At 64.2% G+C, this 23106-nt stretch carries 23 protein-coding genes; 16 read left to right on the forward strand and 7 right to left on the reverse strand.

What is annotated here, in order from left to right; all coding sequences use genetic code 11:
* Positions 1 to 71 precede the first annotated feature (71 nt).
* The 9 genes from JHD73_RS08070 (at position 72) to JHD73_RS08110 (ending at position 11625) form a co-directional block, all read left to right on the forward strand.
* The gene (locus JHD73_RS08070; RefSeq protein WP_233176841.1) at positions 72 to 1388 is read left to right on the forward strand and encodes a nitrate/nitrite transporter; all 1317 of its coding nucleotides are present in this window, start codon (positions 72 to 74) and stop codon (positions 1386 to 1388) included.
* On the forward strand, positions 1385 to 2602 hold the full coding sequence (locus JHD73_RS08075; protein ID WP_199029549.1) for a mandelate racemase/muconate lactonizing enzyme family protein: 1218 nt from the start codon (positions 1385 to 1387) through the stop codon (positions 2600 to 2602). Before JHD73_RS08070 ends, JHD73_RS08075 begins: the two co-directional genes overlap by 4 nt.
* Positions 2603 to 2618: 16 nt before the next feature.
* Positions 2619 to 4280 (forward strand): GMC family oxidoreductase, encoded by a 1662-nt coding sequence (locus JHD73_RS08080; RefSeq protein WP_199029551.1) that lies wholly within the window; start codon positions 2619 to 2621, stop codon positions 4278 to 4280.
* Between the two features lie 167 nt (positions 4281 to 4447).
* Entirely contained in the window at positions 4448 to 5599 is a 1152-nt protein-coding gene (locus JHD73_RS08085; RefSeq protein WP_199029552.1) for a porin, read from the forward strand.
* Positions 5600 to 5861: 262 nt separating this feature from the next.
* A complete protein-coding gene (locus JHD73_RS08090) occupies positions 5862 to 6962 on the forward strand; it encodes a branched-chain amino acid aminotransferase (RefSeq protein WP_199029554.1) in 1101 nt (366 codons plus the stop codon).
* Between the two features lie 13 nt (positions 6963 to 6975).
* Positions 6976 to 7779 carry an alpha/beta fold hydrolase gene (locus JHD73_RS08095; RefSeq protein WP_199029556.1) on the forward strand — a complete coding sequence of 268 codons (804 nt, stop codon included), beginning with the start codon at positions 6976 to 6978 and terminating at the stop codon, positions 7777 to 7779.
* A gap of 28 nt (positions 7780 to 7807) precedes the next feature.
* Entirely contained in the window at positions 7808 to 8701 is an 894-nt protein-coding gene (locus tag JHD73_RS08100) for a LysR family transcriptional regulator (protein ID WP_199029558.1), read from the forward strand.
* 175 nt (positions 8702 to 8876) lie between these two features.
* Positions 8877 to 10169, forward strand: a complete 1293-nt coding sequence (locus tag JHD73_RS08105) for a glycerate kinase (RefSeq protein ID WP_199029560.1) — start codon at positions 8877 to 8879, stop codon at positions 10167 to 10169.
* Between the two features lie 292 nt (positions 10170 to 10461).
* Positions 10462 to 11625, forward strand: coding sequence for an alkane 1-monooxygenase (locus JHD73_RS08110; RefSeq protein WP_199029562.1), 1164 nt, complete (start codon positions 10462 to 10464; stop codon positions 11623 to 11625).
* Between the two features lie 19 nt (positions 11626 to 11644).
* Here the strand turns inward: JHD73_RS08110 and JHD73_RS08115 are convergent, their stop codons facing one another.
* Positions 11645 to 11908, reverse strand: a complete 264-nt coding sequence (locus JHD73_RS08115; RefSeq protein WP_199029564.1) for a cupin domain-containing protein — start codon at positions 11906 to 11908, stop codon at positions 11645 to 11647.
* Between the two features lie 217 nt (positions 11909 to 12125).
* On the opposite strand from JHD73_RS08115, the gene JHD73_RS08120 reads away from it, so the two are divergent.
* The 4 genes from JHD73_RS08120 to JHD73_RS08135 all read left to right on the forward strand — a co-directional run bounded on the left by JHD73_RS08120 (position 12126) and on the right by JHD73_RS08135 (position 15534).
* Positions 12126 to 13028 carry an AraC family transcriptional regulator gene (locus tag JHD73_RS08120; protein WP_199029566.1) on the forward strand — a complete coding sequence of 301 codons (903 nt, stop codon included), beginning with the start codon at positions 12126 to 12128 and terminating at the stop codon, positions 13026 to 13028.
* Between the two features lie 105 nt (positions 13029 to 13133).
* Positions 13134 to 14024, forward strand: coding sequence for an NAD(P)H-binding protein (locus JHD73_RS08125; RefSeq protein WP_199029568.1), 891 nt, complete (start codon positions 13134 to 13136; stop codon positions 14022 to 14024).
* Between the two features lie 122 nt (positions 14025 to 14146).
* The gene (locus tag JHD73_RS08130) at positions 14147 to 14932 is read left to right on the forward strand and encodes a hypothetical protein (protein ID WP_199029570.1); all 786 of its coding nucleotides are present in this window, start codon (positions 14147 to 14149) and stop codon (positions 14930 to 14932) included.
* Between the two features lie 74 nt (positions 14933 to 15006).
* Positions 15007 to 15534: a BON domain-containing protein gene (locus JHD73_RS08135; protein ID WP_199029572.1), complete on the forward strand. Its 528-nt coding sequence runs from the start codon at positions 15007 to 15009 to the stop codon at positions 15532 to 15534.
* Between the two features lie 3 nt (positions 15535 to 15537).
* Here JHD73_RS08135 and JHD73_RS08140 read toward each other — a convergent pair whose 3' ends face one another.
* From JHD73_RS08140 to JHD73_RS08155, 4 genes are all read right to left on the reverse strand, one after another.
* Positions 15538 to 16017, reverse strand: coding sequence for a YbhB/YbcL family Raf kinase inhibitor-like protein (locus JHD73_RS08140; protein WP_199029574.1), 480 nt, complete (start codon positions 16015 to 16017; stop codon positions 15538 to 15540).
* A gap of 171 nt (positions 16018 to 16188) precedes the next feature.
* The gene (locus JHD73_RS08145; protein WP_064809001.1) at positions 16189 to 16551 is read right to left on the reverse strand and encodes a DUF1304 domain-containing protein; all 363 of its coding nucleotides are present in this window, start codon (positions 16549 to 16551) and stop codon (positions 16189 to 16191) included.
* A 79-nt stretch (positions 16552 to 16630) separates the two neighbouring features.
* Positions 16631 to 17065 (reverse strand): helix-turn-helix domain-containing protein, encoded by a 435-nt coding sequence (locus JHD73_RS08150; protein ID WP_199029576.1) that lies wholly within the window; start codon positions 17063 to 17065, stop codon positions 16631 to 16633.
* A complete protein-coding gene (locus JHD73_RS08155; RefSeq protein ID WP_199029578.1) occupies positions 17062 to 17436 on the reverse strand; it encodes a GIY-YIG nuclease family protein in 375 nt (124 codons plus the stop codon). The genes JHD73_RS08150 and JHD73_RS08155 overlap by 4 nt, the downstream gene beginning before the upstream one ends.
* Positions 17437 to 17652: 216 nt before the next feature.
* On the opposite strand from JHD73_RS08155, the gene JHD73_RS08160 reads away from it, so the two are divergent.
* Positions 17653 to 18369: a dienelactone hydrolase family protein gene (locus JHD73_RS08160; protein WP_199029580.1), complete on the forward strand. Its 717-nt coding sequence runs from the start codon at positions 17653 to 17655 to the stop codon at positions 18367 to 18369.
* Positions 18370 to 18385: 16 nt separating this feature from the next.
* Here JHD73_RS08160 and JHD73_RS08165 read toward each other — a convergent pair whose 3' ends face one another.
* Entirely contained in the window at positions 18386 to 20008 is a 1623-nt protein-coding gene (locus tag JHD73_RS08165) for an NAD(P)/FAD-dependent oxidoreductase (protein WP_199029582.1), read from the reverse strand.
* Positions 20008 to 21585: a polyamine aminopropyltransferase gene (locus tag JHD73_RS08170; RefSeq protein WP_199029584.1), complete on the reverse strand. Its 1578-nt coding sequence runs from the start codon at positions 21583 to 21585 to the stop codon at positions 20008 to 20010. Before JHD73_RS08170 ends, JHD73_RS08165 begins: the two co-directional genes overlap by 1 nt.
* A gap of 187 nt (positions 21586 to 21772) precedes the next feature.
* On the opposite strand from JHD73_RS08170, the gene JHD73_RS08175 reads away from it, so the two are divergent.
* The gene (locus JHD73_RS08175; protein ID WP_199029586.1) at positions 21773 to 22171 is read left to right on the forward strand and encodes a DUF350 domain-containing protein; all 399 of its coding nucleotides are present in this window, start codon (positions 21773 to 21775) and stop codon (positions 22169 to 22171) included.
* A 38-nt stretch (positions 22172 to 22209) separates the two neighbouring features.
* Positions 22210 to 23106, forward strand: an 897-nt coding sequence (locus tag JHD73_RS08180) for an SPFH domain-containing protein (protein ID WP_199029588.1), incomplete at its 3' end; no start/stop codon positions are given.

Raw genomic sequence — 23106 nt, forward strand, 5'->3', positions numbered from 1 at the left:
GCCGTTCCCCAAATCACGACAAAACAAGATCTGCAGACCTCCACATCGGAAGTCTGATGGAGGACGACACCATGCCGACTCAATCGTCGACAACCGCCCCATCGTTGGGGGCCTCAACTGATACACGCACATCAAACAGTTCACGCACGCAGCGCTATCTGCAACTGCTGCTGCTGGTGATTGCCGCAGGCGCGATCTATCCGATGTTGTATCTCCGGCAGGTGTACCAGCCGACGATGCTCGCGTTCTTCCACATCGACGACGCGCAACTCGGTTATCTGTATTCCGCGCTCGGTACCATCTTCTTCATCAGCTACCTGCCCAGCGGCTGGCTGGCCGACCGCATGTCGCCGCGCTGGCTGATCTGCTTTTCGTTGCTTGCCACCGGCGCGCTCGGGTTGCTCTACGCAACGGGCCCGTCGTTCGACACGCTGATGATCATCTTCTGCGGCTGGGGCCTGACGACCGGGCTCACCTTCTGGGCTGCCGTGATGAAGCGCGTGAACCTCATCGCCAGCCAGGACGAGCAGGGTCGCTTCTTCGGCCTGCTGGATGGCGGCCGCGGCCTGATCGAAGCGTTGCTGGCGACCATCGCCATCTCGCTGTTCGCCTACGTTACGCAAACACGTAACGGCACCGAAGCCGAAGGCTTCCGGCTGGTCGTGCACCTGTACGCGTTCTTCTGTATCGCGCTGGGCGTGTTGCTCGCGCTGGTGAAGGAGCCTGTGCGCGCAGGCCAGGTGAAGGCGGCCAAGCACCGCGAAGGCAGCGTGCTGACTGACCTGAAAACACTTGCGGCGATTCCCGAGCTGTGGCTCGTTGCCGCCATCGTGTTCTGCGGCTATCAGGTGTTCTGGGCCACCTACAGTTTCTCGGCGTATCTGCACGAAGGCAACTTCGGGTTGAGTGCGACAGCGGCCGGCTTCATCACCACGCTCAAGCTGTGGATGCGCCCGATCGGTGGCATCGGTGGTGGCTTCCTGGGTGACCGTCTCTCGAAGGTCTCCGTGCTGTTCTGGGCACTGGTGTTCGCGGCGCTTTCGCTCGTCGGGTTGATCCTCGCGCCGCCGCACAGCCCACAGGCGATGCTCGTCGTGCTGGTGCTGTTCATCGGCATCCTGACTTATGCGATCCGTGGCCTGTATTGGTCGCTGCTGGACGACTGCAAGGTGCCCACGCACTGCGCGGGGCTTGCGATCGGCCTGATCTCGGTGCTCGGCTATTCGCCGGACATCTTCCTGCCGCTCATCAACGGCTACGTGACGCAGCACCACCCTGGTGCATCCGGCTACCAACTCTACTTTGGCTACATCACGGCCATCGCGCTCTGTGGCGCAGGCGCCGCCGCGTTCCTCAAATACCGCCTCAACCGCAAGGAGTCCGTATGAAGATCGTTTCGCTTGAAACCCACATCGTTGCTGTGCCGCAGCCGCATGTCGGCGGGATGTATTGGATCTTCGTCAAACTGAAGACCGATGACGGTATCGAAGGCGCTGGTGAAATCTATTCGGCGACGTTCGGCCCGAAGGCGATGGTGCCGATCATTGAAGACGTGTTCGAGCGTCATCTGCTCAACCACGACCCGCACCACGTCGAGCGCCTGTTCCGCCAGTGCTATTCGAGCGGCTTCACGCAGCGCCCGGATCTGACGATGATGGGTGTCGTCAGTGGTCTGGAAATGGCCTGCTGGGACATTGTCGGCAAGGCGGCCAACAAGCCGGTGTATGAACTGCTCGGCGGCAAGATTCACGATCGCCTGCGTTCGTACACGTACCTGTACCCGAAGAACGCGCAAGGCGAATACGACTACGACGATCCGGACCTCGCTGCAGAGTGCGCGGCCGAGAACGTGAAGCTTGGCTTCACGGCAGTCAAGTTCGATCCGGCTGGCCCGTACACGGCGTACTCAGGTCACCAACTGTCGATGGAAGTGCTCGACCGCTGCGAGCTGTTCTGCCGCCGCGTACGTGAGGCGGTTGGCAGCAAGGCTGATCTGCTGTTCGGCACGCACGGCCAGATGGTGCCGTCGTCGGCTATCCGCCTGGCCAAGCGCCTGGAGAAGTACGACCCGCTGTGGTTTGAAGAGCCGGTGCCGCCGGGCCAGGAAGAGGCCATGGCCACCATCGCCCAGCACACATCGATTCCTATTGCCACCGGCGAGCGCCTGACCACCAAGTACGAGTTCCACAAGCTGCTGCAAGCGGGCGCTGCCTCCATCATTCAATTGAACGTGGCGCGTGTTGGCGGCCTGCTGGAAGCCAAGAAGATCGCCACGCTGGCCGAGGTGCACTACGCGCAGATCGCACCGCACCTATATAACGGCCCGGTGGGCGCCGCCGCGAGTATCCAACTTGCGGCCTGCACGCCCAACTTCCTGATCCAGGAAAGCATCATGACGTGGGGCGGCTTCCACGCCGAAGTCGTCAAGACGCCGATCCGCTGGGAAGACGGCTACATCATCCCGTCGAGCGAGCCGGGCCTGGGCATCGAACTGAACATGGACGTTGTGCGTGCGAACACACCGTACACGGGCCAGCGGCTGCACCTGCAGATGGGCGAGAAGCCCGTCGACGTGAAGGACTTGGCGCCTGCCAAGGGCTGACTGGATGGGGCGCAACATGACTTACGACTACATCATCGTCGGCGCGGGTTCAGCGGGCTGCATTCTGGCAAACCGTCTGAGTGAATCGGGCAAGCACTCGGTGCTGCTGCTTGAAGCAGGCGAGCGCGACAGCTCCTTCTGGTTCAAGGTGCCCGTTGGTTTTACCAAGACGTACTACAACCGCCGCTATAACTGGATGTACTACAGCGAGCCCGAAGCGCAGCTCGCCAACCGCCAACTGTATTGCCCGCGCGGCAAGGTCGTGGGCGGCTCGGGTTCGATCAACGCCATGGTCTACGTGCGCGGCCAGCGCAGCGACTATGACGATTGGGCCGCCGCCGGCAATCCAGGCTGGGGGTACGACGACGTGCTGCCGTACTTCCGCAAGCTGGAGACGCACGCGGCCGCGGCAACCGACCCGCAGCATCACGGAGCCACGGGGCCGATCCATATCACGTCGATGAAGAACGACGTGCACCCGATCGTGCACGAGTTCCTGAAGGGTTGCGAGCAGTTGAAGCTGCCGCGCACCAATGATTTCAACGGCGCGAATTTTGAAGGCGCGGGCATCTACGATCTGAACACGAAGAACGGCGAGCGTTGCAGCAGCAGCTTTGCCTATCTGCGCCCGGCGGAAAGCCGGCCGAACCTGACGGTCCGCTCCAGCACCCTGGTGCGTCGCGTGCAGTTTGAGGGCAAGCGCGCTGTTGGCGTAGTGGTGGCTGGCCAACATGGCGATGAGACGATCGCCGCGACGTGCGAAGTGATCATGGCAGCCGGCGCGGTGGATACGCCCAAGCTGTTGCAACTCTCGGGCGTGGGCGATCCTACGCTGCTGGGCCGCCATGGCGTGCCGCTCGTGCACGCGCTGCCTGCTGTGGGCCGCAACCTGCAGGACCACCTATGCGTGAGCTTCTACTTCAAGGCCAATCGCCCAACGCTCAATGACGAGATGGGCACGCTCTTCGGCAAGATGAAGATCGGCCTGCGCTATCTGCTGAGCAAGCGTGGTCCGCTCGCCATGAGCGTGAACCAGGCGGGCGGTTTCTTCCGCGGTTCACCGGATGTGCTGGAGCCGAACATCCAGCTCTACTTCAACCCGCTGTCGTACCGGATTCCGAAGAGCGAGCACGCGAACATCGAGCCGGAGCCATATTCGGGCTTCCTGATCGCGTTCAACCCGTGTCGGCCGACGAGCCGCGGCACGATCGAGATTGTGTCGAATCGCGCGGAAGACGCGGCGAAGATCCACATCAACGCGCTGACGACGCAAAAGGATCTGGAAGAAGCTGTGCAGGGCAGCAAGGTGATCCGCTCGCTGATGCATGCACCCGCGTTGAAAGCGATGACTGTCGAGGAGATCTCGCCGGGGCCGCAGGTCACGTCGGACGAGGCGCTGCTGCAGTACTTCCGCGAGCAGTCGGGTTCGATCTATCACCTGTGCGGATCGTGTGCCATGGGCCCGGATGCCGCCACGTCGGTCGTCGACGCCTCGCTGCGCGTGCACGGGCTGCAAGGCTTGCGGATCGTCGATGCCTCGATCTTCCCGAACATCACTGCCGGCAACATCAACGCGCCGACGATGATGGTGGCCGAGAAGGGCGCAGGCCTGATTCTGCGCGATGCACAACGCACGGCAACCGCGCCGGCTGAGGCGCGCGAAGCAGCGGTGGTGTAGCTACACGCTGTGTCGCCGTATGGCCGTGCGGCACGCAGGTGTGCCCCACGGCAGTCAACCCCGAGGCGGCGCTGTTGCCGCCGCCTATCCCTAAAAGAAAGGCAGATCGGCGATCCCTGTGCCGCTTGGCACCGGAACAGCATTTGCCAATGTCGTTGGAGACCACAATGAAGAAGCATCTCATCACCCTGGCCGCTTCCGCTTGCTGCGCGAGCCCCGTTTTCGCGCAAAGCAGTGTCACGCTGTACGGCATCCTGGACGAAGGCATCAACTACACGAACAACACGGGGGGCAACCACCTCTTCGAGTTGGCCAGCGGTTACGCCTACGGCAGCCGTTGGGGCATCAAAGGCAGCGAGGATCTGGGCGGTGGCAACAAGGCCATCTTCCAACTGGAAAACGGCTTCAATATCAGCAACGGTGCCGCGGCACAAGGCGGGCGGATGTTTGGCCGCCAGGCCTACGTGGGCGTGAGCGGCAACGAGTGGGGGACGGTCACGCTGGGCCGTCAGTACGACTCGGTGGTCAACTACGTGGCGCCGCTCACAACAAACGGTAACTGGAGCGGCTGGCTGCTGGCGCACCCGTATGACAACGACAACACCGACAACTCGTTTCGCCTGAGCCAGTCGATCAAGTACGCCAGCCCGGATTTCAACGGCTTCCAGTTTGGCGGCGCGTATGCCTTCAGCAACAGCACCAACTTTGTGGCCAACCGTGCCTATAGCGTGGGCGCGAAGTACAACAACGGTGGCCTTGCCCTGGGCGCCGCATACATGCAGGTTGACCAGCCCGGCATGACCGACGTCGGTGCACTCGCCACCAATGATGCGAGCTTCATGGCACAGCGCATGCGCGTGTTTGGCGCGGGCGTGAACTACACACTGGGGCCCACCACCGTGGGGTTCGTCTACACGAACTCGAACTACCAAAACCCCACCGGCAACGGCTATCTCGGCACGCCCGGTGACATCATCGCCCCGGGTGCAACGCTGGGCGCGATCAAGTATCAGAACTTCGAGGTGAACGCCAAGTACCAGTTCACGCCAGCGTTCTTCGTGGGTGGTCAGTACGTGTTGACGCTGGGCAAGTACGACGCCTCGACCGCCAGCCCGCAACAGAAGATCCATTCGGTCGGCTTGATGGCCGATTACAACTTCTCCAAGCGAACAGACATCTACCTGCAGACCGTGTACCAGCACGTGGCAGGCGGCAAGACGGGGTCGGTGCTTGACCAGGCGTACATCGTGGGCACGGCGGGGCCCTCGTCCACCACAAGCCAGACGGTCGTGCGCGTCGCGCTGCGCCACCTGTTCTAATGCGCCGCAACAACGGCGCTGACCAACTGCTGGTCAGCTAAGGCCCGAAAAGGCCGCTCCGATTGACGTCGGGGCGGCCTTTTTTTTGGATTCCGGCCTCGCTCTGCCCCGGGTCCCCGCTCTGGTTAGTGACCACAACGGGGCGGGTACGCCGCCGGCCATGGAAACAAGGGTTGCCGAAATACGCAACCCAATTGCACCGCCGATGGCGCAAAATAGCGGTTTGGGCGTTTTTGCGCCCCTCGCACCCCATGGAGACGGTATGAACAACGTTGTCGAATCGACCCTTTCGATCGAAAAGAACCCGAACCCTGTTCCGGCGGATGAGCGCGCGCGCCGCCTTGAAAACCCGGCCTTCGGCCGCGTGTTCACCGACCACATGGCCACCATCCGTTACACCGAGGGCAAAGGCTGGCACGACGCGAAGGTCGGCCCGCGCGGTGTTATCCCGTCCGATCCGGCCATGCAGGTGTTTCACTACGCGCAGGAAATTTTCGAGGGCATGAAGGCGTATCGGCTGCCGGACGGCGGTGGTGCGCTGTTCCGCCCCGACGCCAATGCGCGCCGCTTCCAGAACTCCGCCAAGCGTCTAGCGATGCCATCGTTGCCTGAGGATCTGTTTCTGGCGTCTGTGCGTGAACTGGTGCGACTGGATCGCGAGTGGATTCCGTCGGGCGAGGGCTCGGCGCTGTATCTGCGGCCGTTCATGATGGCGACCGAGGTCGCCCTGGGCGTGAAGCCCGCAGCGGAGTATCTCTATTGCGTGATTGCCTGCCCGGTGGGCGCGTACTTCAAGGGCGGCGCATCGGCGGCGGTCACGATCTGGGTGTCCGACAGCTACACGCGCGCCGCGCCCGGCGGTACGGGCGAAGCCAAGTGCGGCGGCAACTACGCCGCCAGCCTGGTCGCCCAGGCTGAAGCCACGCGCGAGGGCTGCGACCAGGTGGTCTTCCTCGATGCGGTGGAGCGCCGTTGGATTGAAGAACTCGGCGGCATGAACGTGTTCTTCGTCTTTGAAGACGGCTCGCTGCAGACGCCGCCGCTCACGGGCACGATTCTGCCGGGCATCACCCGCGATTCGCTGATCACCCTGGCACGCGACATGGGCCTGACCGTGCGTGAAGAGCCGTATTCCATCGACCAATGGCAGGCTGACGCCCAGAGCGGCCGTCTGCGTGAGGCCTTTGCGTGCGGTACCGCCGCCGTGGTTACGCCCATCGGCAAGGTCAAGGGCCACAAGCACAACTTCACCATCGGTAACGGCGGCGCGGGCGAGTTGACCACCAAGCTGAAGGCTGCGCTGGTCGACTTGCAGAACGGCCGCGCACCGGATCCGCACGGCTGGCTCGATCGCGTGTTCTGAAGCTGACGCGAATATGACGGAGTCGCTCTCCCTGTACGCTGCCGAGACATGGATCACCACCGTCAACGGCCGTCTCTATGCCAAGCGTTGGGGTGGCACGGCGGATGGCGCCGTGTTGCCGCCCATCGTGCTGCTGCATGACTCGCTCGGCTGCGTTGAGCTATGGCGCGATTTTCCGCAGCGCTTGGCGCAGGCGACCGGGCGTGCGGTGATTGCCTACGATCGCCTAGGTTTCGGCCAGTCGGATCCGCACCGGGGCCCGATCGGTGCGGATTTCATCCGCCAGGAAGCGCATACCGGCTTTTCTGCCCTGATCGACCAGCTTGGCGTGGAGCGTTTCATTGCCTTTGGCCACAGTGTGGGTGGCGGCATGGCGGTGTCGATTGCTGCCGCGTATCCGGACCGTTGCGTTGGGCTGATTACCGAGTCTGCGCAAGCATTTGTCGAAGCGCAGACGCGCGAGGGCATCCGCACGGCCCAGGCCCAGTTTGCCGAGCCCGGCCAGATGTCACGCCTGGAGCGGTATCACGGTGACAAGGCACATTGGGTCTTGGATGCCTGGGTCAGCACGTGGTTGTCGCCCGCGTTTGCCGACTGGTGCCTGGATGAAGAACTGCTGGGTGTCCGCTGCCCGGTGCTCGCCATGCACGGCACGGAAGACGAGTATGGCTCGACCGCGCAGCCCGAGCGCATCGTGACCTTGGCCGGCGCGCCGGCTCGGCTGGCGTTGCTGCAGCGCTGCGGTCACGTGCCGCATCGGGAGCAGGAAGCCACGGTGCTGGATGCGGTGAGGGTGTTTGTGACGGCGTCACACTGATCCGCGATCGGCCATTTGACGCTGCCCCATGGAACTCTATCAACTCAAGGCTGTACTCGCTGTTGCACGCACGGGCCAGCTCGCACGGGCTGCGGAGCAGCTGCATCTGACGCAGTCCGCCATCTCCAAGCAGATCAAGGGGCTGGAGGATGAGCTGGGCGTGCTGCTGTTCGACCGCACGCCCACCGGCATGCCCGTCACCGCAGCGGGCCGGCGCTTGCTGCCGATTGCCGGGCGCGTGGTGGACGCCACACAGGAGATGGCCGCACTGGCATCGTCGCTGCGCGGCAATGTGTCCGGTGTGTTGCGCCTGGGCACGATCATCGATCCGGAGTCGATCCGCCTGGGGCCGCTGCTGGCGGCGCTGCTGCAGTTCTATCCGCACATCGACGTGACGCTGGCGCATGGCATTTCCGGCAGCGTGCTGCAGATGCTGCGTGATGGCCAGATCGATGCCGGTTTTTACCTGGGCACCTTGCACGATCCGGAGATCACCGTGCACCCGCTTGCCGTGGAGCACTACGTGGTGGTGGCGCCCGCCGCGTGGGAGGCCAAGCTGCGCGGAGCCAGCCTGCAGGAGCTTGCCGCCATGCCGTGGCTGGCGACGCCCGCCGGCAGCTCGCAGCACGGCATGGTCGCGCAGATGTTTGCTGAACGCGGCCTGTCGCACAACACCGTCGTCGAGGCCGATCAGGAGGCGTCGATGATTGAACTGGTGCAGTCCGGTGTGGCCCTGGGGATCATGCGCGAGCGCCTGGCCGCCGGCATGGTGCAGAGCGGCCAGGCCATCATTTGGGATGGCGCCCGTCTGCCATGCCCGCTGTGCCTGCTGCATCGTCGTGCCAGTGCGGACAACCCCATGGTGCAGGCCCTGCTGGCAACCTTGCCGATGATCTGGCAACCCGAAGCGGACGTCGCCTGAATCGGGCATTCCATCCTAGGGTTTGTCCGGACAGGAACCCCGGCCGTCAGCCGCAAGGCGTTGCTCCATCAGGGGTTTCCTGCGCGTTCAGGCGGTCTTGAAGATTCTCCAATAGGCGACTTGCGCGCCGCTCCATAGACTGCTTCCAACCTGTTCAACCCGTTCGAGGCGTCTCATGCAACCCACGTCCCCCGCCAACCAACCCGCGCTGCTGCGTGCCATGTTCGATGCCGCTGTGGCCAGCGCCCAGCCGTCGCTCTGTCTGGCGCAGCATCTGCCGCCGGTGCCCAAGGGCCGGACCATCGTCATCGGTGCGGGCAAGGCATCGGCAGCCATGGCCCAGGCGCTTGAAGCGCATTGGCCCGGGCCGCTCGAAGGGTTGGTCGTCACACGCTACGGCTATGCCGTGCCGTGCGAGCGTATCGAGATTGTCGAAGCCGCACACCCGGTGCCTGACGCGGCGGGCTTGGAAGCCACGGCGCGCGTGCGTCAACTGGTGTCGGGGCTGACCGAAGACGACCTCGTTATCGCATTGATTTCCGGCGGCGGTTCGGCGCTGCTGGTGGCGCCGGGCGAGGGCATCAGCCTGGCCGACAAGCAGGCCGTGAACGCTGCGCTGCTCAAGAGCGGCGCCAACATTGCCGAGATGAATTGCGTGCGGCGCCACCTGTCGCAGGTCAAGGGCGGGCGGCTGGCGGCGGCCTGCTATCCCGCGCGTGTGGTGACGCTGCTGATTTCCGACGTGCCGGGTGACAACCCGGTCGACATTGCCTCCGGCCCCACGGTGGCCGATCCGACCACGCGTGCAGACGCTCTGGCGATCATCGAGCGCTATCGGATTGCTGTGCCCGACAACGTGCGTGCATTCCTCGCCAAGGAGGCAGCAGAAAGCATCAAGCCGGGCGACGCACGCCTGCAGAACATCACCACACGCATCATCACGGCACCGCAGATTGCACTGGAGGCCGCAGCAAAGGTGGCGGAGGCGGCGGGCTACACACCGTACATCCTCGGCGACAGCCTGGAAGGTGAGGCACGCGACCTGGGCCTGGCGATGGCCGGTATCGCGCGTCAGGTGGTACAGCGCGGCCAGCCGTTCAAGACGCCGTGTGTGCTGCTGTCGGGTGGCGAGACGACTGTCACCGTCACGGGCAGCGGCCGCGGCGGGCGCAACGTGGAGTTCCTCCTCTCGCTGGCCGTAGCGCTGGACGGGCTGCCCGGCGTGCACGCCATTGCTGGTGATACCGACGGCGTGGACGGCGCCGAAGAGATTGCCGGTGCCATCATCTCGCCCGACACGCTTGCCCGTGCGTGGGCAGCCGGCATTCAACCGCGCAAGAGCCTCGACAACAACGATGGCCATGGCTTCTTTCAGGCACTTGGCGACTCCGTCATCACCGGCCCGACGCTGACCAACGTCAACGACTTCCGCGCCATCGTCATCGATACGCCGACCGGCGCGGCGTAAGGCGAACGTGCTGCCTGATGTGCTAGTTGCGGCGCTTGTCAGGCAGCGTGCGTGTTTGCACCGCACCAAAATCGAACGATCGTTAGTAAAACGCCGGTTTCAATCACCAGCGCTTTTCCCGCCCGTGCGCGCCATGCCACGGGTGTTCTTGTTTGGAAGTGCCCGCCTAAATCGAGGCGTTGGCACCCCCCTCCTGCTGGTCCTATAAAACAGGCGTTGGGCAGGACCCGACGGCGCACGCGTGTGCGTACACAAGCCAACCGAATCAAGCGGGGCAAACAGGAGGAAGACAATGGCTACACCCGGCATCGTCGCGTCCATTGAGTGGACCGACAGCAAGCGGTATCTCTGGATGCTCGGCGCGCTGACGATCACGCTGCCGATGATTGCCGCCGCTCTGGCGCTGTCGACCGGGTGGCATCCGTTATGGTGGGCCGGGCCTGTCATCGTGTTTACGATCATTCCGCTACTTGATTACCTGATTGGCGACGACCGGGACAACCCGCCCGAAGAGGTCGTCCCCGAGTTGGAGAAGCAGCGCTACTACCGCCGCATCGTCTATCTGGCGACCACTGTGCTCTACGTGAGCTTTGCCATGGCGATGTGGGTGCTGCACACCTATCAGCTCACCTGGTACGACTACATTGCATTCGCGTTCTCACTGGGCGTGGTGACGGGCATCTCAATCAACACCGCGCACGAACTCGGCCACAAGACCAACGGTTTTGAGCGCTGGCTAGCCAAGATCACGCTCGCGCCGGTGGCGTACGGACATTTCTTTGTCGAGCACAACCGCGGCCACCACGTGCGTGTGGCCACACCGGCCGATCCGGCGAGTGCCCGCTTTGGTGAGTCGTTCTGGGAGTTCCTGCCGCGCACCGTGGTGGGCAGCGTCAAATCGGCATGGGCGCTGGAGAAGCAGCGCCTGGAGCGCAACGGGCACTCGGTGTGGTCGTGGCGCAATGACGTGCTCAATGCCTGGGCGATGACGGTGGTGCTGTGGGCTGCGTGCATCGCCTTTGTCGGCATCAAGGTCGTACCGTTCCTGTTGATCCAGGCGGTGTACGGCGCTTCACTGCTGGAGGTGGTGAACTATCTGGAGCACTACGGCCTGTGCCGCAAGCAACTGCCCAGCGGCCGCTACGAGCGTTGCACGCCGCAGCATTCGTGGAACAGCAATCACGTCGTGACGAACCTGTTCCTGTATCAGCTGCAGCGCCATGCCGATCATCACGCCAACCCGACGCGTTCGTTCCAGGCGCTGCGTCACTTCGAGCATTCACCGCAATTGCCTGCCGGCTATGCCGCGATGGTGCTGCTGGCCTATGTGCCGCCGCTGTGGTTTCGCGTGATGAACCCGCGCGTGATTGCGCACTACCAGGGGGACATGTCGCAGGCGAACATCAAGCCGTCGATTCGCGAACGGGTGGTGGCGCAGTATCCGGCGTGCGCCTGATGCGGCGGCTGCAGATGCGCTAACGCCTGCCGACCAGGTACTGCACGCCTTGCGGGCCGTAGCGCTCGGCGTGCGGTGCGTTGGCACCCAGGTGAAAGATGTCGCCGGGCTGGAAGATGCGCTCGTCGTTACCGACGCGGATGGTGATTTCCCCCGCCAGGATGAGCGCCTTTGCCTTGAACGGGTGCGTGTGCTCCTCCAGCTCGCCTGCCTCGCGTGTGACGAGGACGAACTCGGTAAAGCCCTCGGCGGTGAGCGCGTTTTCAAACGCATCGCGGTTCATGGCGGATCTCCTTGATGGCCGCTGGAGCCTTCACCTTAGGCTTTGTACGCGGGAAGACAAAGACGGCCCGCTGGCCGCCGTTGGTCAAATCGGCTGGGACGGCCGAATGCAACGGCGGCAAGTATCCGGCTATCGACGGGCATCATCAAATTGATCCTTCTTATGGCGGCAATAGAGCGCAGAATGTCGGGCGACTACCGCACCGTCTGCCCACGCTATGCCCGCTGCCTTGCCTGCCTCCATGCCTGAACCTGCACCCGTCAGCCTGCGATCCAGTGAAGGCCTCGGCTGGCAGGGCTTTGCCGCCACGCTGCTCGGTATCCGCCCGGGAACGTACCGCGTGCCGGCCATGGAGGCTCACCGCATCAATGTGCATATCGGTGCGCCTGTTCGGGCGAACTGCGTGTGTGACGGTCGCCGCTATTCCCGCATCCAGGCGCATGGCGATGCGGACGTCATCCCCGCCGGGTTGCCCGGCATGTGGACGGACGACGCCGACTGCCGCATCCTCCGGATCGCCATCAGCGACGCGTTCGTACGCAGCATCGGCGAGCAGGTTGGGGCGCCGTCGGTACAGATCGCACCGCATCTGCAGTGGCGCGATGCGCGCGTACACCACCTGGCTGCGGCGCTCGGCGCAGAGCTGGAGGCGGAAGACACCTCCGACGCGCTGTATGCGGAAAGCCTGTGCACTGCGCTGGTGGTGCGCTTGCTGAACAGCAGCAGAGACGTTGCCGCTGGTGCGGCCGCCGGCGCGCGCGCACTGGCGCCCCGTGTGGCCGCACGCGTGATCGACTACATCGAGGCCAATCTGCATCAGCGGCTGACGTTGGCAGAGCTGGCGGCACTGACGGGCTTGAGCACGCCGCATTTCAAGGTGCTGTTTCGCGCAACACTGGGTGTGCCGGTGCATCGTTATGTCGTGCAGCGCCGGGTGGAGCGCGCAAAGGTGCTGTTGCTGGACGGCCGGCGCAGCGCTTCGCAGATCGCACTGGAAGTTGGCTTTGCACATCAGAGCCACATGACGCAGTGGCTGCAGCGGCTGCTTGGCGTGACACCACGTGAAATCATCCGGGCTGGCCGGGCAGCGGCGGCCGTTGCCGACACGCTCGCCGCATAGCCGGCACAACCCGATCCTCCAAACCTGCCAGATTCCTCCGTTTCTGCAAGTTCGTCTGGCGGGGCCGGCCTAAGCTCGCGTTTCTCATCTGAAAGGAGCGCGAACATGTACGTCATCTTTGGGGCATCGGGCAAGGTCGGGCGCGCCACCGCCACCGCGTTGCGCAACGCGGGCCGCCCCGTGCGTGCGGTGGTGCGCCAGGCCAAGCAGGGCGAGGCACTGGCCAGGATCGGCTGCGAAATCGTCTCCGCCGATCTGACCGACCCCGCCACGGTTGCGTCTGCCATCAAGGGCGCCACGGCGGTGCAGATCCTGTGTCCGGTGCCGGTGGGCGATTCGGACCCGGCATCGACCATGCAACGCATGATCGATGTTGCCGCCGATGCCCTACGAGCCAACCCGCCACCGGCAGTGCTGGCGTTATCGGACTACGGTGCGGAGCTTGACCAGGGTACTGGCCTGACGCGCCTGTTCCATCTGCTGGAAGAGCGGCTCAAGCCGCTGCCCACGCACCTGACGCTGCTGCGCTCGGCGGAGCACGCGCAGAACTGGGCGGCGATGCTGCCCGTGATGTTGGCGACAGGGCGGCTGCCGAGTCTGCACAGTCCGTTGAACCGAGCCTTTGCGACCGTCTCAACGCAGGACGTGGGCGCACTGGCCGCCGAACTGCTGCTGGCGGCATCGCCGGCCAAGTCGCCACGCATCGTCAGCGTGGAGGGCCCGCGCCGCGTGAGCCTGATCGACGTTGCGCGCGCCTTCAGCACCGTTGTCGGCCGTGAGGTCACTGCTGACGCCGTGCCGCGCGAGGCCTGGGCGCCGATGCTGCAACGGGCAGGCTTGAGCGAAAACCACGTGCAACTGCTCACCGAGTTGTACGACGCCGTCAACGCGGGGCAGATCGATGTCGAGAAGGGCGTATCCGAGCAGCGCTTTGGCAAGACCGAGCTGACGGAAGCGTTCACTGCGATGCTGGTCGCACACGTGCAATCGAGATGACCCGATGGCGCGGCAGCCCGCAAATGCGAATGCCTCTTATGCGGATTTCTGTCTGCGCCTTCCGGTTATTCCGCGCAGCGCGCGTTGCGCCACTATGATCTCGGAAATTCCCTGGGGTCATCATGCTGTTTGGACGTGTCACACGCGCTGTTTTGATGGTGGTCGTGCTCGGCGGTGCATCGCTGCCCGCGCGTGCGGTCCTGCCCGACGAGATCCAGGTCTACACCGGCGACATCAACGCCCCCGGACAGTTCGGCCTGGAACTGCATCTGAACACCACGCCCAGCGGCATCAGCGAGCCCAGCTATCCGGGTGAGGTGACGACACCGCACGGGTGGCGTGCCACGGCGGAATTCTCTTACGGGCTGACGCCGTCGCTGGAGCTTGGGCTGTACGTGCCCACCACGCTGACGCGCGAAAACACGACCTATGTGACAGGCCCCAAGGTGCGGTTGAAGTGGATGCCGATCCGCCCCGAGGATGATGTGGGCCAGTTTGCCGGTATCAACATGGAACTGGCTCACGTTGCCGGGCGCTTCGAGCAATCGCAGAACGCGCTGGAGCTGCGGCCCATCTATGGGTACCAGGATGCGCGCTGGCTGTGGGCCGTCAACCCGGTGCTGGACTGGAACCTGTCCGGCCCGGGCCGCAGTGGCGTGCCAGAGGCCGCGCCAAGCTTCAAGATCGCACGCACCGTAACAACGGGTGTGCGTGCCGGCATGGAGTACTACGCGGGTCTTGGGCCTATCAACCACATCGCGCCGTTGCACGAGCAGCAGCACACGGTGTTTCTGGCATTCGACGTCGACCTCAAGCCCTTCGTCTTCAACTTTGGCATCGGGCGCGGCCTGACACGTGCAACGGACCGCTGGACGTTGAAGTGGATCTTTGAGATCCCGTTCAGTTGAGCCTTGGCCGCGCCGCCCTGCAGCACCTATGCTTGGCAGCAACCGATTGCGCCGGGTCTTCCAGGGAGGCCACCATGACGATCGACATCCGCTGCATAGCACTGGTACTGCTCTTGCTCGGCACGCCGGCCCTCCATGCAGAAGACGACCTGCAGAATCGCGGCCACGATCCGTTCTTCCAGATTTCGTCAGGCGTTGCCAACTGCCCCGAGCCTGCCGGCCCGCGCATCAGCGAGGCCGAATGGAAGCGCGATTCCCACCACCGCATCGAGCACGGCAACCACTGCTGGGTCGAGGGCCGATGCCGGTTGCCCAACGCCTTTGCCTACGACGACGAGATTGCCGAGACGGCGCAGCGGCGCCTGCAGTGGATGGCGATTCACGTGCCCGGATGGAAGCAAAGCACGACGCTGTGGGTGACGGTGTGGCAGCGCTGGATGCTCGTGCAGGGGTGCGTGGCGCCGGGCTATGCGTTCGAGCCGTTCATGACCGCGCTGCGCGACGTGCCGGATGTCGAGCGCTTCATCAACGAGACGACGGCACACCCGGAGCGCGGCGTGCCGTATGCGCTGTTCCACAAGGGCGCGGTTGCCAAGCCCTGATCGTCAGGGCTTGTGCTTCTGATAGGTGCCGACGAGCTCCGCCTCGGCGATGACGTGACCGCGCATGGCACGTTCCAGTGCAGCCTTGTCGGGTGCGCCCATCTCCGGCAGTTCCACGTTCAGCGCATAGAGCTTGTGATAGTAGCGATGGCGCCCGACGGGTGGGCAGGGGCCGCCGTACGCGGTGCGTTGCCAGTCGTTGGTGCCGGCGCGCGTGCCGGGTGGTAGCCCCTTGCGTGCCGCATCTTCGACGATGGCCGTTGCGCTGGGCGGGATGTTGTAGAGCAGCCAGTGCACCCAGGTCATCTTCGGTGCGGCGGGGTCTGGAGCGTCCGGATCGTCGACGATCAGCACCAGGCTGCGTGTGCCCGCCGGCGCGCCGCTCCAGGCCAGTGGTGGCGAGGTGTCCGAGCCTTCGCATGTAAGGTGGCTGGGGATCTCGCCACCGGTGGCAAAGGCGGGTGAGGTCAGGGTCAGCGTCATGGCGGTTCTCGCGTTCACTTGAGCAGAGACGGGAAGGCCGCATACGCCCGCTAGCAGCAGCGCCAGGAAGCCTCTTTGGCAGGTTGCGTGCGACATGATTGCAATCCCGTTGATCCCTTCAAGCTAGTGCGCAATGGCGGAGCCGACAAGCTCCGCCGGGTTGGCATCACCCTATGCGAACCACCCCAGCACCAGAGCTGCCACCGCCGGTACCGTCTGCACGTAGAGAATCCGCTTGCTGACCGTGATTGCGCCCCAGATGCCGGCCACCGCCACGCAGATCAACCCGAACAGCGCGAACGATGCGTTGACCACCGGGTCCGGCGCCACCAGCCCGATCACCAGCGCCGCTACCAAGAAGCCGTTGTACAAGCCCTGGTTGGACGCCATCGCCGCGGTTTCTGCCGCCTTCTCCGGTGTAATGCGGAACACCTTCGGGCCGCGTGTCTTCCACAGCACCATCTCCAGCACGACGATGTAGACGTGGATCAGCAGCACCAGCAGATAGACGATCAAGGCAAGGGTTTTGATCATGGTGTTTGTCATGTCAGGAATGAGCGTGCCGCCATGATAGAGATTTTGCGCTGTCTGCCTGCTCCCAGAAGGAGGGGTATCAGAGCGCCGTCAGCGCGCGGGCCTTGGCAAAGGTGTGCAGCGCGGTTTCTGTCGAGGCGATGGATGCCGGCGCGATTGCCGCCAACGCTTGGCTGCCGAGCCAGTTGATGGTCTCGCGTGCGTTGTGCACGAGCGTCTTGCCAGCGGGGCGAATGGCAATCCGGCGGCCCGCGTCGGTGCTTTGGCGCTCGACCAGGCCGATCTTCTCCAGCGCCAGCACACGCTTGAGCACGGCAGGGCGTGGCAGCCCGAGTGGCTGCACGCATTCCGCAAGGCTGGCATGGCCGTCTGCATGTGAGGCCAGCCAATCCAGCAGCACGAAATCAGCAAAGTCGACCCCGTAGTGCGTGCCGAGCTTGTCGTCGAGTTTGCACCGCAGGCTGGCCTGCGCGCGCTGCACCGCCATGCAGAACGTGAATCCGGCGGTGCTCATGCCGTGTGCTCCGGGTTCTCATAGGCGGATGCGCCTTGGCATGGGATCTCCTGGCGCCAGAGCGTCACCAGCGTTTCCAGTTCGTGCACCGCATCAAAATCCGGCGCCTCGCGGTGTTTGACCAGGTCGAGCACTTCAAACACGAAGCTCGATTCACCGTGGTCCGCCCAGTCCCTGCGGAGCAACGCGTTGGCATGGGTGCCGTGCTTTAGCTCGAAGTGATGGCGGTTGAGCGTGCTCTGCGCATCGGTGCTGCCCTTGACCAGCGCCCGGCCGGTGATGAGGTTGCGGATGGCATAAACCCCCCAGCCTGCGCCCGCGCGGCTTCGGGTCTCAAGGTACTGGCGTTTCAGCTCCCGTCGATCGGTCATGGTGGGTCCTTGTGCGATGCATGTAGGTGCGGCCTGCGTTGATAGGCAGGCATCGTCTGCGAATTATTACCCGGGTAATAATGATTGGTCAATAATACCCGGGTTAAATTTGTGATGCGTGTGCTTTCGCGCACTTGGGCCGTTGCGAGGGGCGGCTGCAAATTTCACCGCCCGCAGCTATGCTGTGCGCTTTCGTTTCAGGCAAAGGAGCCACGCATGACTGCACCGCAAGGATCCATGATCTCGTTCAAGCGCCCGGATGGGCAGGAACTCCAGGGCTATCTGGCCAAGCCGGCCAAAGCGGAGGGCGCCCCCGGGGTGGTCGTCATCCAGGAGTGGTGGGGTCTGAACGACCAGATTCGTGGCGTGGCTGACCGCCTCGCACGCGCCGGCTACGTGGCGCTGGTGCCCGACCTGTATCGCGGCACCATGACGGTGGAAGAGGAAGAAGCCCACCACCTGATGAGCAACCTGAACTTTGGCGATGCGGCCACGCAGGACGTGCGCGGCGCCGTGCAATACCTCAAGCAGAGCTGCGACCGCGTGGGTGTGACGGGCTACTGCATGGGCGGCGCGCTCACGCTGCTGGCGCTGTGCAATGTGCCGGAAGCGGCAGCGGGTGTGGTGTGGTACGGCTTCCCGCCGCTGGAATACATCGATGCCTCGAAGATCAAGGTGCCGGTGCAGGGCCACTGGGGCACGCAGGACACAGCCTTCAAGATCGAAACGGTGGACGCGCTGGAGAAGAAGCTGGCCGATGCCGGTGTCGATGTCGACTTCCACCGCTATCTCGCGCATCACGCCTTTGCCAATGAAACGGCCGTGGGCGAAAACCGCATCGCCATCACGCAGTACGATCCGGTGTGGGCGCAGCACGCGTGGGATCGTGCACTGACGTTCTTTGGCCGTACGCTCTGGCCGAACAAGGGCTAAAGCGCTGCCTCTTGGATCAGGCGGCCAGAATGGCCCGCGCTGCCTGATCACCCCACCACGCTGCTTCTTCAAACACGGAATAGCCGGACAGATCCGCATGCGCATAGTGGATCGGCCCGGTGTTTTCGCGCAGGCGCGCAATGCCCGGCCGCGAGAGAAAGCCCGGCGTGGGAATCGCCATCGCATGTCCGCGCAGGGTCAGGTCGGCCCGGCGGATCTGCGTGCGCAGACGGATGCCGTAGACCCTGTCCAGATCGGCCAGTGCGCGATCGAGCAATGCCTGTGGCGATGCGTTCAGCATCCACTCACGCGCCACTTTGGGCGCCATGTCTGACAGCGCCACGTAGGCAGTGAACACGCTTTGCGCGGGCGGCCCCACGCGAATGTCCTGGTGATTGGCCACCACATAGCCCAGCCCCGTGCCGCGATAGACCACGTTGTCCCACGCGAGCGGCGTGTCGTCGTATTCGGGCGGAAAGCCTTCGATCAGCAGATTGGCCAGCAGCCACGGTGCGGCTTCGGGCAACTCGGTGGCCGGCACATCAAAGCCCTCGACGACGTGTTTGGCAACATGCAGCGGCATCGCGCTCACCACATGGTCGGCCAGCAAGCGCACCACGCGGCCATCGGCTTGCAATACGTCGGCATAGACGCGTGCACCGCCTTCGCTGGTTTTGCCGATGCGCGCTGCGCTGCCCGGGAGCAGGCGGCCAGCATTGTTCAGGCCGGCGGTCTCGAACAGACGTTCGGCCATCCAGTCCAGCCCTTCCGGCCAGGTGAGCACGGTGCCCTGTTCCGCATTGCTGGCCATGCCGCCCCGGCTGGCAAAGTAAGCGATGCCGGCCCAGGCGGATACGTGATCCGCGGTGACGCCGTAGTCGTCGCGGCAGCAGTAGTCGGCGTACCAGTGCAGCGTGGCGGCCTGGTAGCCCTCGCGGTGTAGCCAGTCGCGGAAGGTGAGCGTATCGAGTGCGCGCCAGGCCGGGTCGGCTGAAGAGAGCGCAGTCGGCACGGCAAAGAGGCGGCGGCCGTCGTTGCCTGTGGTCTGGCGCAGACGGTCGATCTGAGCGAAGAAACGGGTGTGCTCGGCGCGCTCTGCTTCGGTAATGCCTTCATGCGGCACGAAGCCGTCTTGCCAGCGGTTGCCCAGCCACAGGCGTTCATCTGGGGCGTGAACGAGCACACGTTCGTCATAGGTCGGGCGCAGTGCGAAGGGGTTGCGCTCAATGACGCCAAAGTCGGCCAGCATCTCGCGCACGTGTGTCGATTCCATCGACGGCAGCGGCAGGTAATGCGCGCCGGTCGGAAAGCGTTGCGTGCCAAATGCGCCGCCGGCGGCATTGCCGTAGCGCTCTGGCCCTTCCACGACCACCACATCGCGCCGTCCGCTTTTCGCCAGCCGCCACGCGCAACTCAATCCGCCGATGCCGCTGCCGCAGATGGCCACGCCCACGCGTCGCGTTTCCGATGGCGCGGGCAACGCGCGCAGATCGCGCAGTTGGTGGCCGGCGGCCTGGCCGGGCATGCGCACGTTGGGCGTGATCTCGGTCAGTGCGCGAAAGCCTGCCCAGGAGGCGGCGCCAGCCGCTGCCGCGCCGGCGGCTGCTGCACCGATCAGAAAGCTGCGTCGTGTTGCCATCAGCGCAGCACGCCGTGCCAGTCTTCTTCAAAGTACCGCACCAGCGACTGGTTGTTCAGCCGGTTGGGCTCCACCTGCGGGCGCGGCATGTCGGGCGCGAAGCTGAACATCTGATGCGTGGTGTCGGCATCCAGAAAGCGTGTCGGCACGCGGTACGACGTGGGCGGCTGGAAATCTGCCCGGCCTGGCGCGGCGAGGATGAAACCCCATTCACCGAAGGAAGGCACCAGCGCGTGATACGGCCACGTGCGGTAGCCCGCTTCTTTCAGGGTCGCATCCACGCACCAGTACGAGCGCGGCGCGAAATAGGGCGAGGTGGCCTGAATGACCACCAGCCCCGTGTCTGCCACGTGCCGCGACAGCAGTCGGTAGAAGGGCACCGAATACAGCTTGCCGATGCTGAAGTTGGACGGGTCCGGAAAATCGACGATGGCCACGTCGAACATGTCGGTGGCGGTCTGCAGCCATTGCCCCGCATCGGCATTGACCACCGTCACGCGCGGATCGCTGAACGAATGCTGGTTGAGCGCAACCAGCGCCTCCGCATGCGAGAACAGGTTGGTCATGCGCGGGTCCAGATCGACCAGGGTGACGTGTTCGACTTGCGGGTACTTCAGGATCTGCCGCAGCGCGAGGCCATCACCGCCGCCCAGCACCAGCACGCGCCGTGCGCCGCGCACGGACTCCAGTGCGGGCAGCACCAGCGCCTCGTGATAGCGGTATTCGTCACGCGAGGAGAACTGCAGGTTGCCGTTGATGTACAGGCGCAAGTCGTCCTTCCAGCGTGTTACCACCAGCCGCTGATAAGGCGACGAAATCGCATGGATGATCTCGTCACCAAAGAGCGCGCGTTCAGACCAGTGCGTGAGCTTGTCCGATGCCGCAAAGCCTGCCAGCAGCGCGGCAGCGACGGCACCCGCGCGCCACGCCATCGCATTGCGCATGCGGGCGGTGAGCGCCAGTTCTGCGCGAAAGTGCCAGAGCGTCCAGACCGCAATCGCCGTATTGAGCAGTCCGAACAGGAAGCCTGTGCGCACTAGCCCCAGGCGCGGGGCCAGCACCAGCGGAAAGAGCAGCGACACGGCCAGTGCGCCCAGGTAATCGAACGTCAGCACGCGGCTGACCAGATCGGAAAACTTGGCTTGCCGGCGATGCAGCATGCGCATCACCAGCGGAATCTCCATGCCGACCAGCACGCCGATGATTGTCACCAGCGCGTATAGCACCAACCGGAACGGCGCCGACTCCAGCGCAAACAACGCAAACAGCGCCGCCGCCGAGACGCCGCCAAACAACCCCACCAGCAGTTCCAGATCGACAAAACGGGCGAGCAGCGTATCGTCCGCCACGTAGCGCGAGAGCCACGAGCCGATACCCATCGCAAACAGGTAGGCGCCGATGATGGAAGAGAACTGCAGGATCGAATCGCCCAGCAGGTACGAAGCCAATGCCCCGGCAATCAGTTCGTAAGCCAGCCCGCATGAGGCGACCACAAACACGGCAAGGACCAGCAAGGCGTTACCGCGGCCGGCCGGCTGCGTGGGTTCGTACGTGGCGTCAGGCTGCGGCGTCGACATGCTGCGAGAGGAGAAAAATGAATGGGTGTTAACAAACGGCTGGCGCAAAGGGCGAGCGCGATTGTGCCGCCTTTTTTGCGGCGCGGCGAGCGGGTGGTGCGCAGCCGCATCGGGGGGTACGCAAGCGACGGATCAGCCGCTATAGTGGCGCCACTTGCGCACTGCCCTGGCTGATTGCCTTCTGCCCATGCCCGATATGACCGCTTCCGTGATCGCCTATGCCTCGCACCTGCTGGCGGGTGCTGTGGTGTTTGCTGGTTTCTTCTTCGTCTACCTGCGCCTGACGCCGTACGACGAGTTCAAGCTGATTCGCGAAGGCAACGTTTCCGCGGCGCTGTCGCTGGCCGGTGCGCTGCTCGGTTTCGTGCTGACCATCGCATCGAGCATCGCGCACGCCGACGGCCTGCTGCCGTTCCTGTTCTGGTCGGTGATGGCGTCGGTTGTGCAGTTGATCGTCTTCCTGGTGCTCACGCGCCTGATGCCTGACTACCGCCTGCAGATCGAGCACAACAACACCGCCGCCGGTATGCTGTTCGGCGTGAGTGCGCTGGCGGTGGGTGTGATCAACGCTGCCTGCCTGTCCTGATTGTTCCTGCACCGCGAATCATCGCGAAGGAGTTTCCTGTGAGCCTGTCCAGCTTTATCAAAAAGCAGTTTATTGACATCCTGCAGTGGACGGAGAGCGAAGACGGCGTGCTCGCCTGGCGCTATCCCATGCAGGACATGGAAATCCAGAACGGCGGCATGCTGGTCGTGCGCGACTCGCAGATGGCGATGTTCGTCAACGAAGGCCAGATTGCCGACGTGTTCGGCGCCGGTACCTTCAAGCTGACCACGCAGACGCTGCCGGTCCTGACCTACCTGAAGAACTGGGACAAGTTGTTTGAGTCCCCCTTCAAGTCCGATGTCTACTACTTCAGCACGCGCCAGCAGCTTGGCCGCCGCTGGGGCACGCCGCAGCCGGTGACGGTGCGCGACAAGGATTTCGGCATGATCCGCCTGCGCGCCTTTGGCGTGTATGCCTATCACGTGGCCGATCCGAAGCTGTTCTACCAGCAGGTGAGCGGCACGCGCGACATCTACTCCGTGGATGAAGTTGAAGCCCAGCTTGGCCCCGTCATCATGGGCGCCATGGCCACGGCGTTTGGCGAATCCGGTGTGCCGTTCCTGGACCTGGCTGCCAATCAGACGCTGATGTCGAACAAGGTGCGCGAGACCCTCGCGCCGCAGTTCACGCAGTACGGCCTGGCGCTCGACAGCTTCCAGGTCTCCAGCGTCACGCTGCCGGACGAACTGCAGGCCGCGATGGACCGCCGCATCAGCATGGACATGACCGGCGACATGGGGCGCTTCACGCAGTATCAGGCGGCGGAATCGCTGCCGCTGGCTGCACAGAACGAAGGTGGCATCGCCGGCACGGGTGCAGGTTTGGCAGCCGGTTTGGCAATGGGCCAGACGATGGCCGAGAGCCTGCGCACTGCTGTGCAGGGCAATGCCGGTGCAGCACCTGCCGCACAACCG

Origin of the sequence: Ralstonia sp. ASV6 (assembly GCF_016429285.1) — a bacterium.
Classification (GTDB): domain Bacteria; phylum Pseudomonadota; class Gammaproteobacteria; order Burkholderiales; family Burkholderiaceae; genus Ralstonia; species Ralstonia flaminis.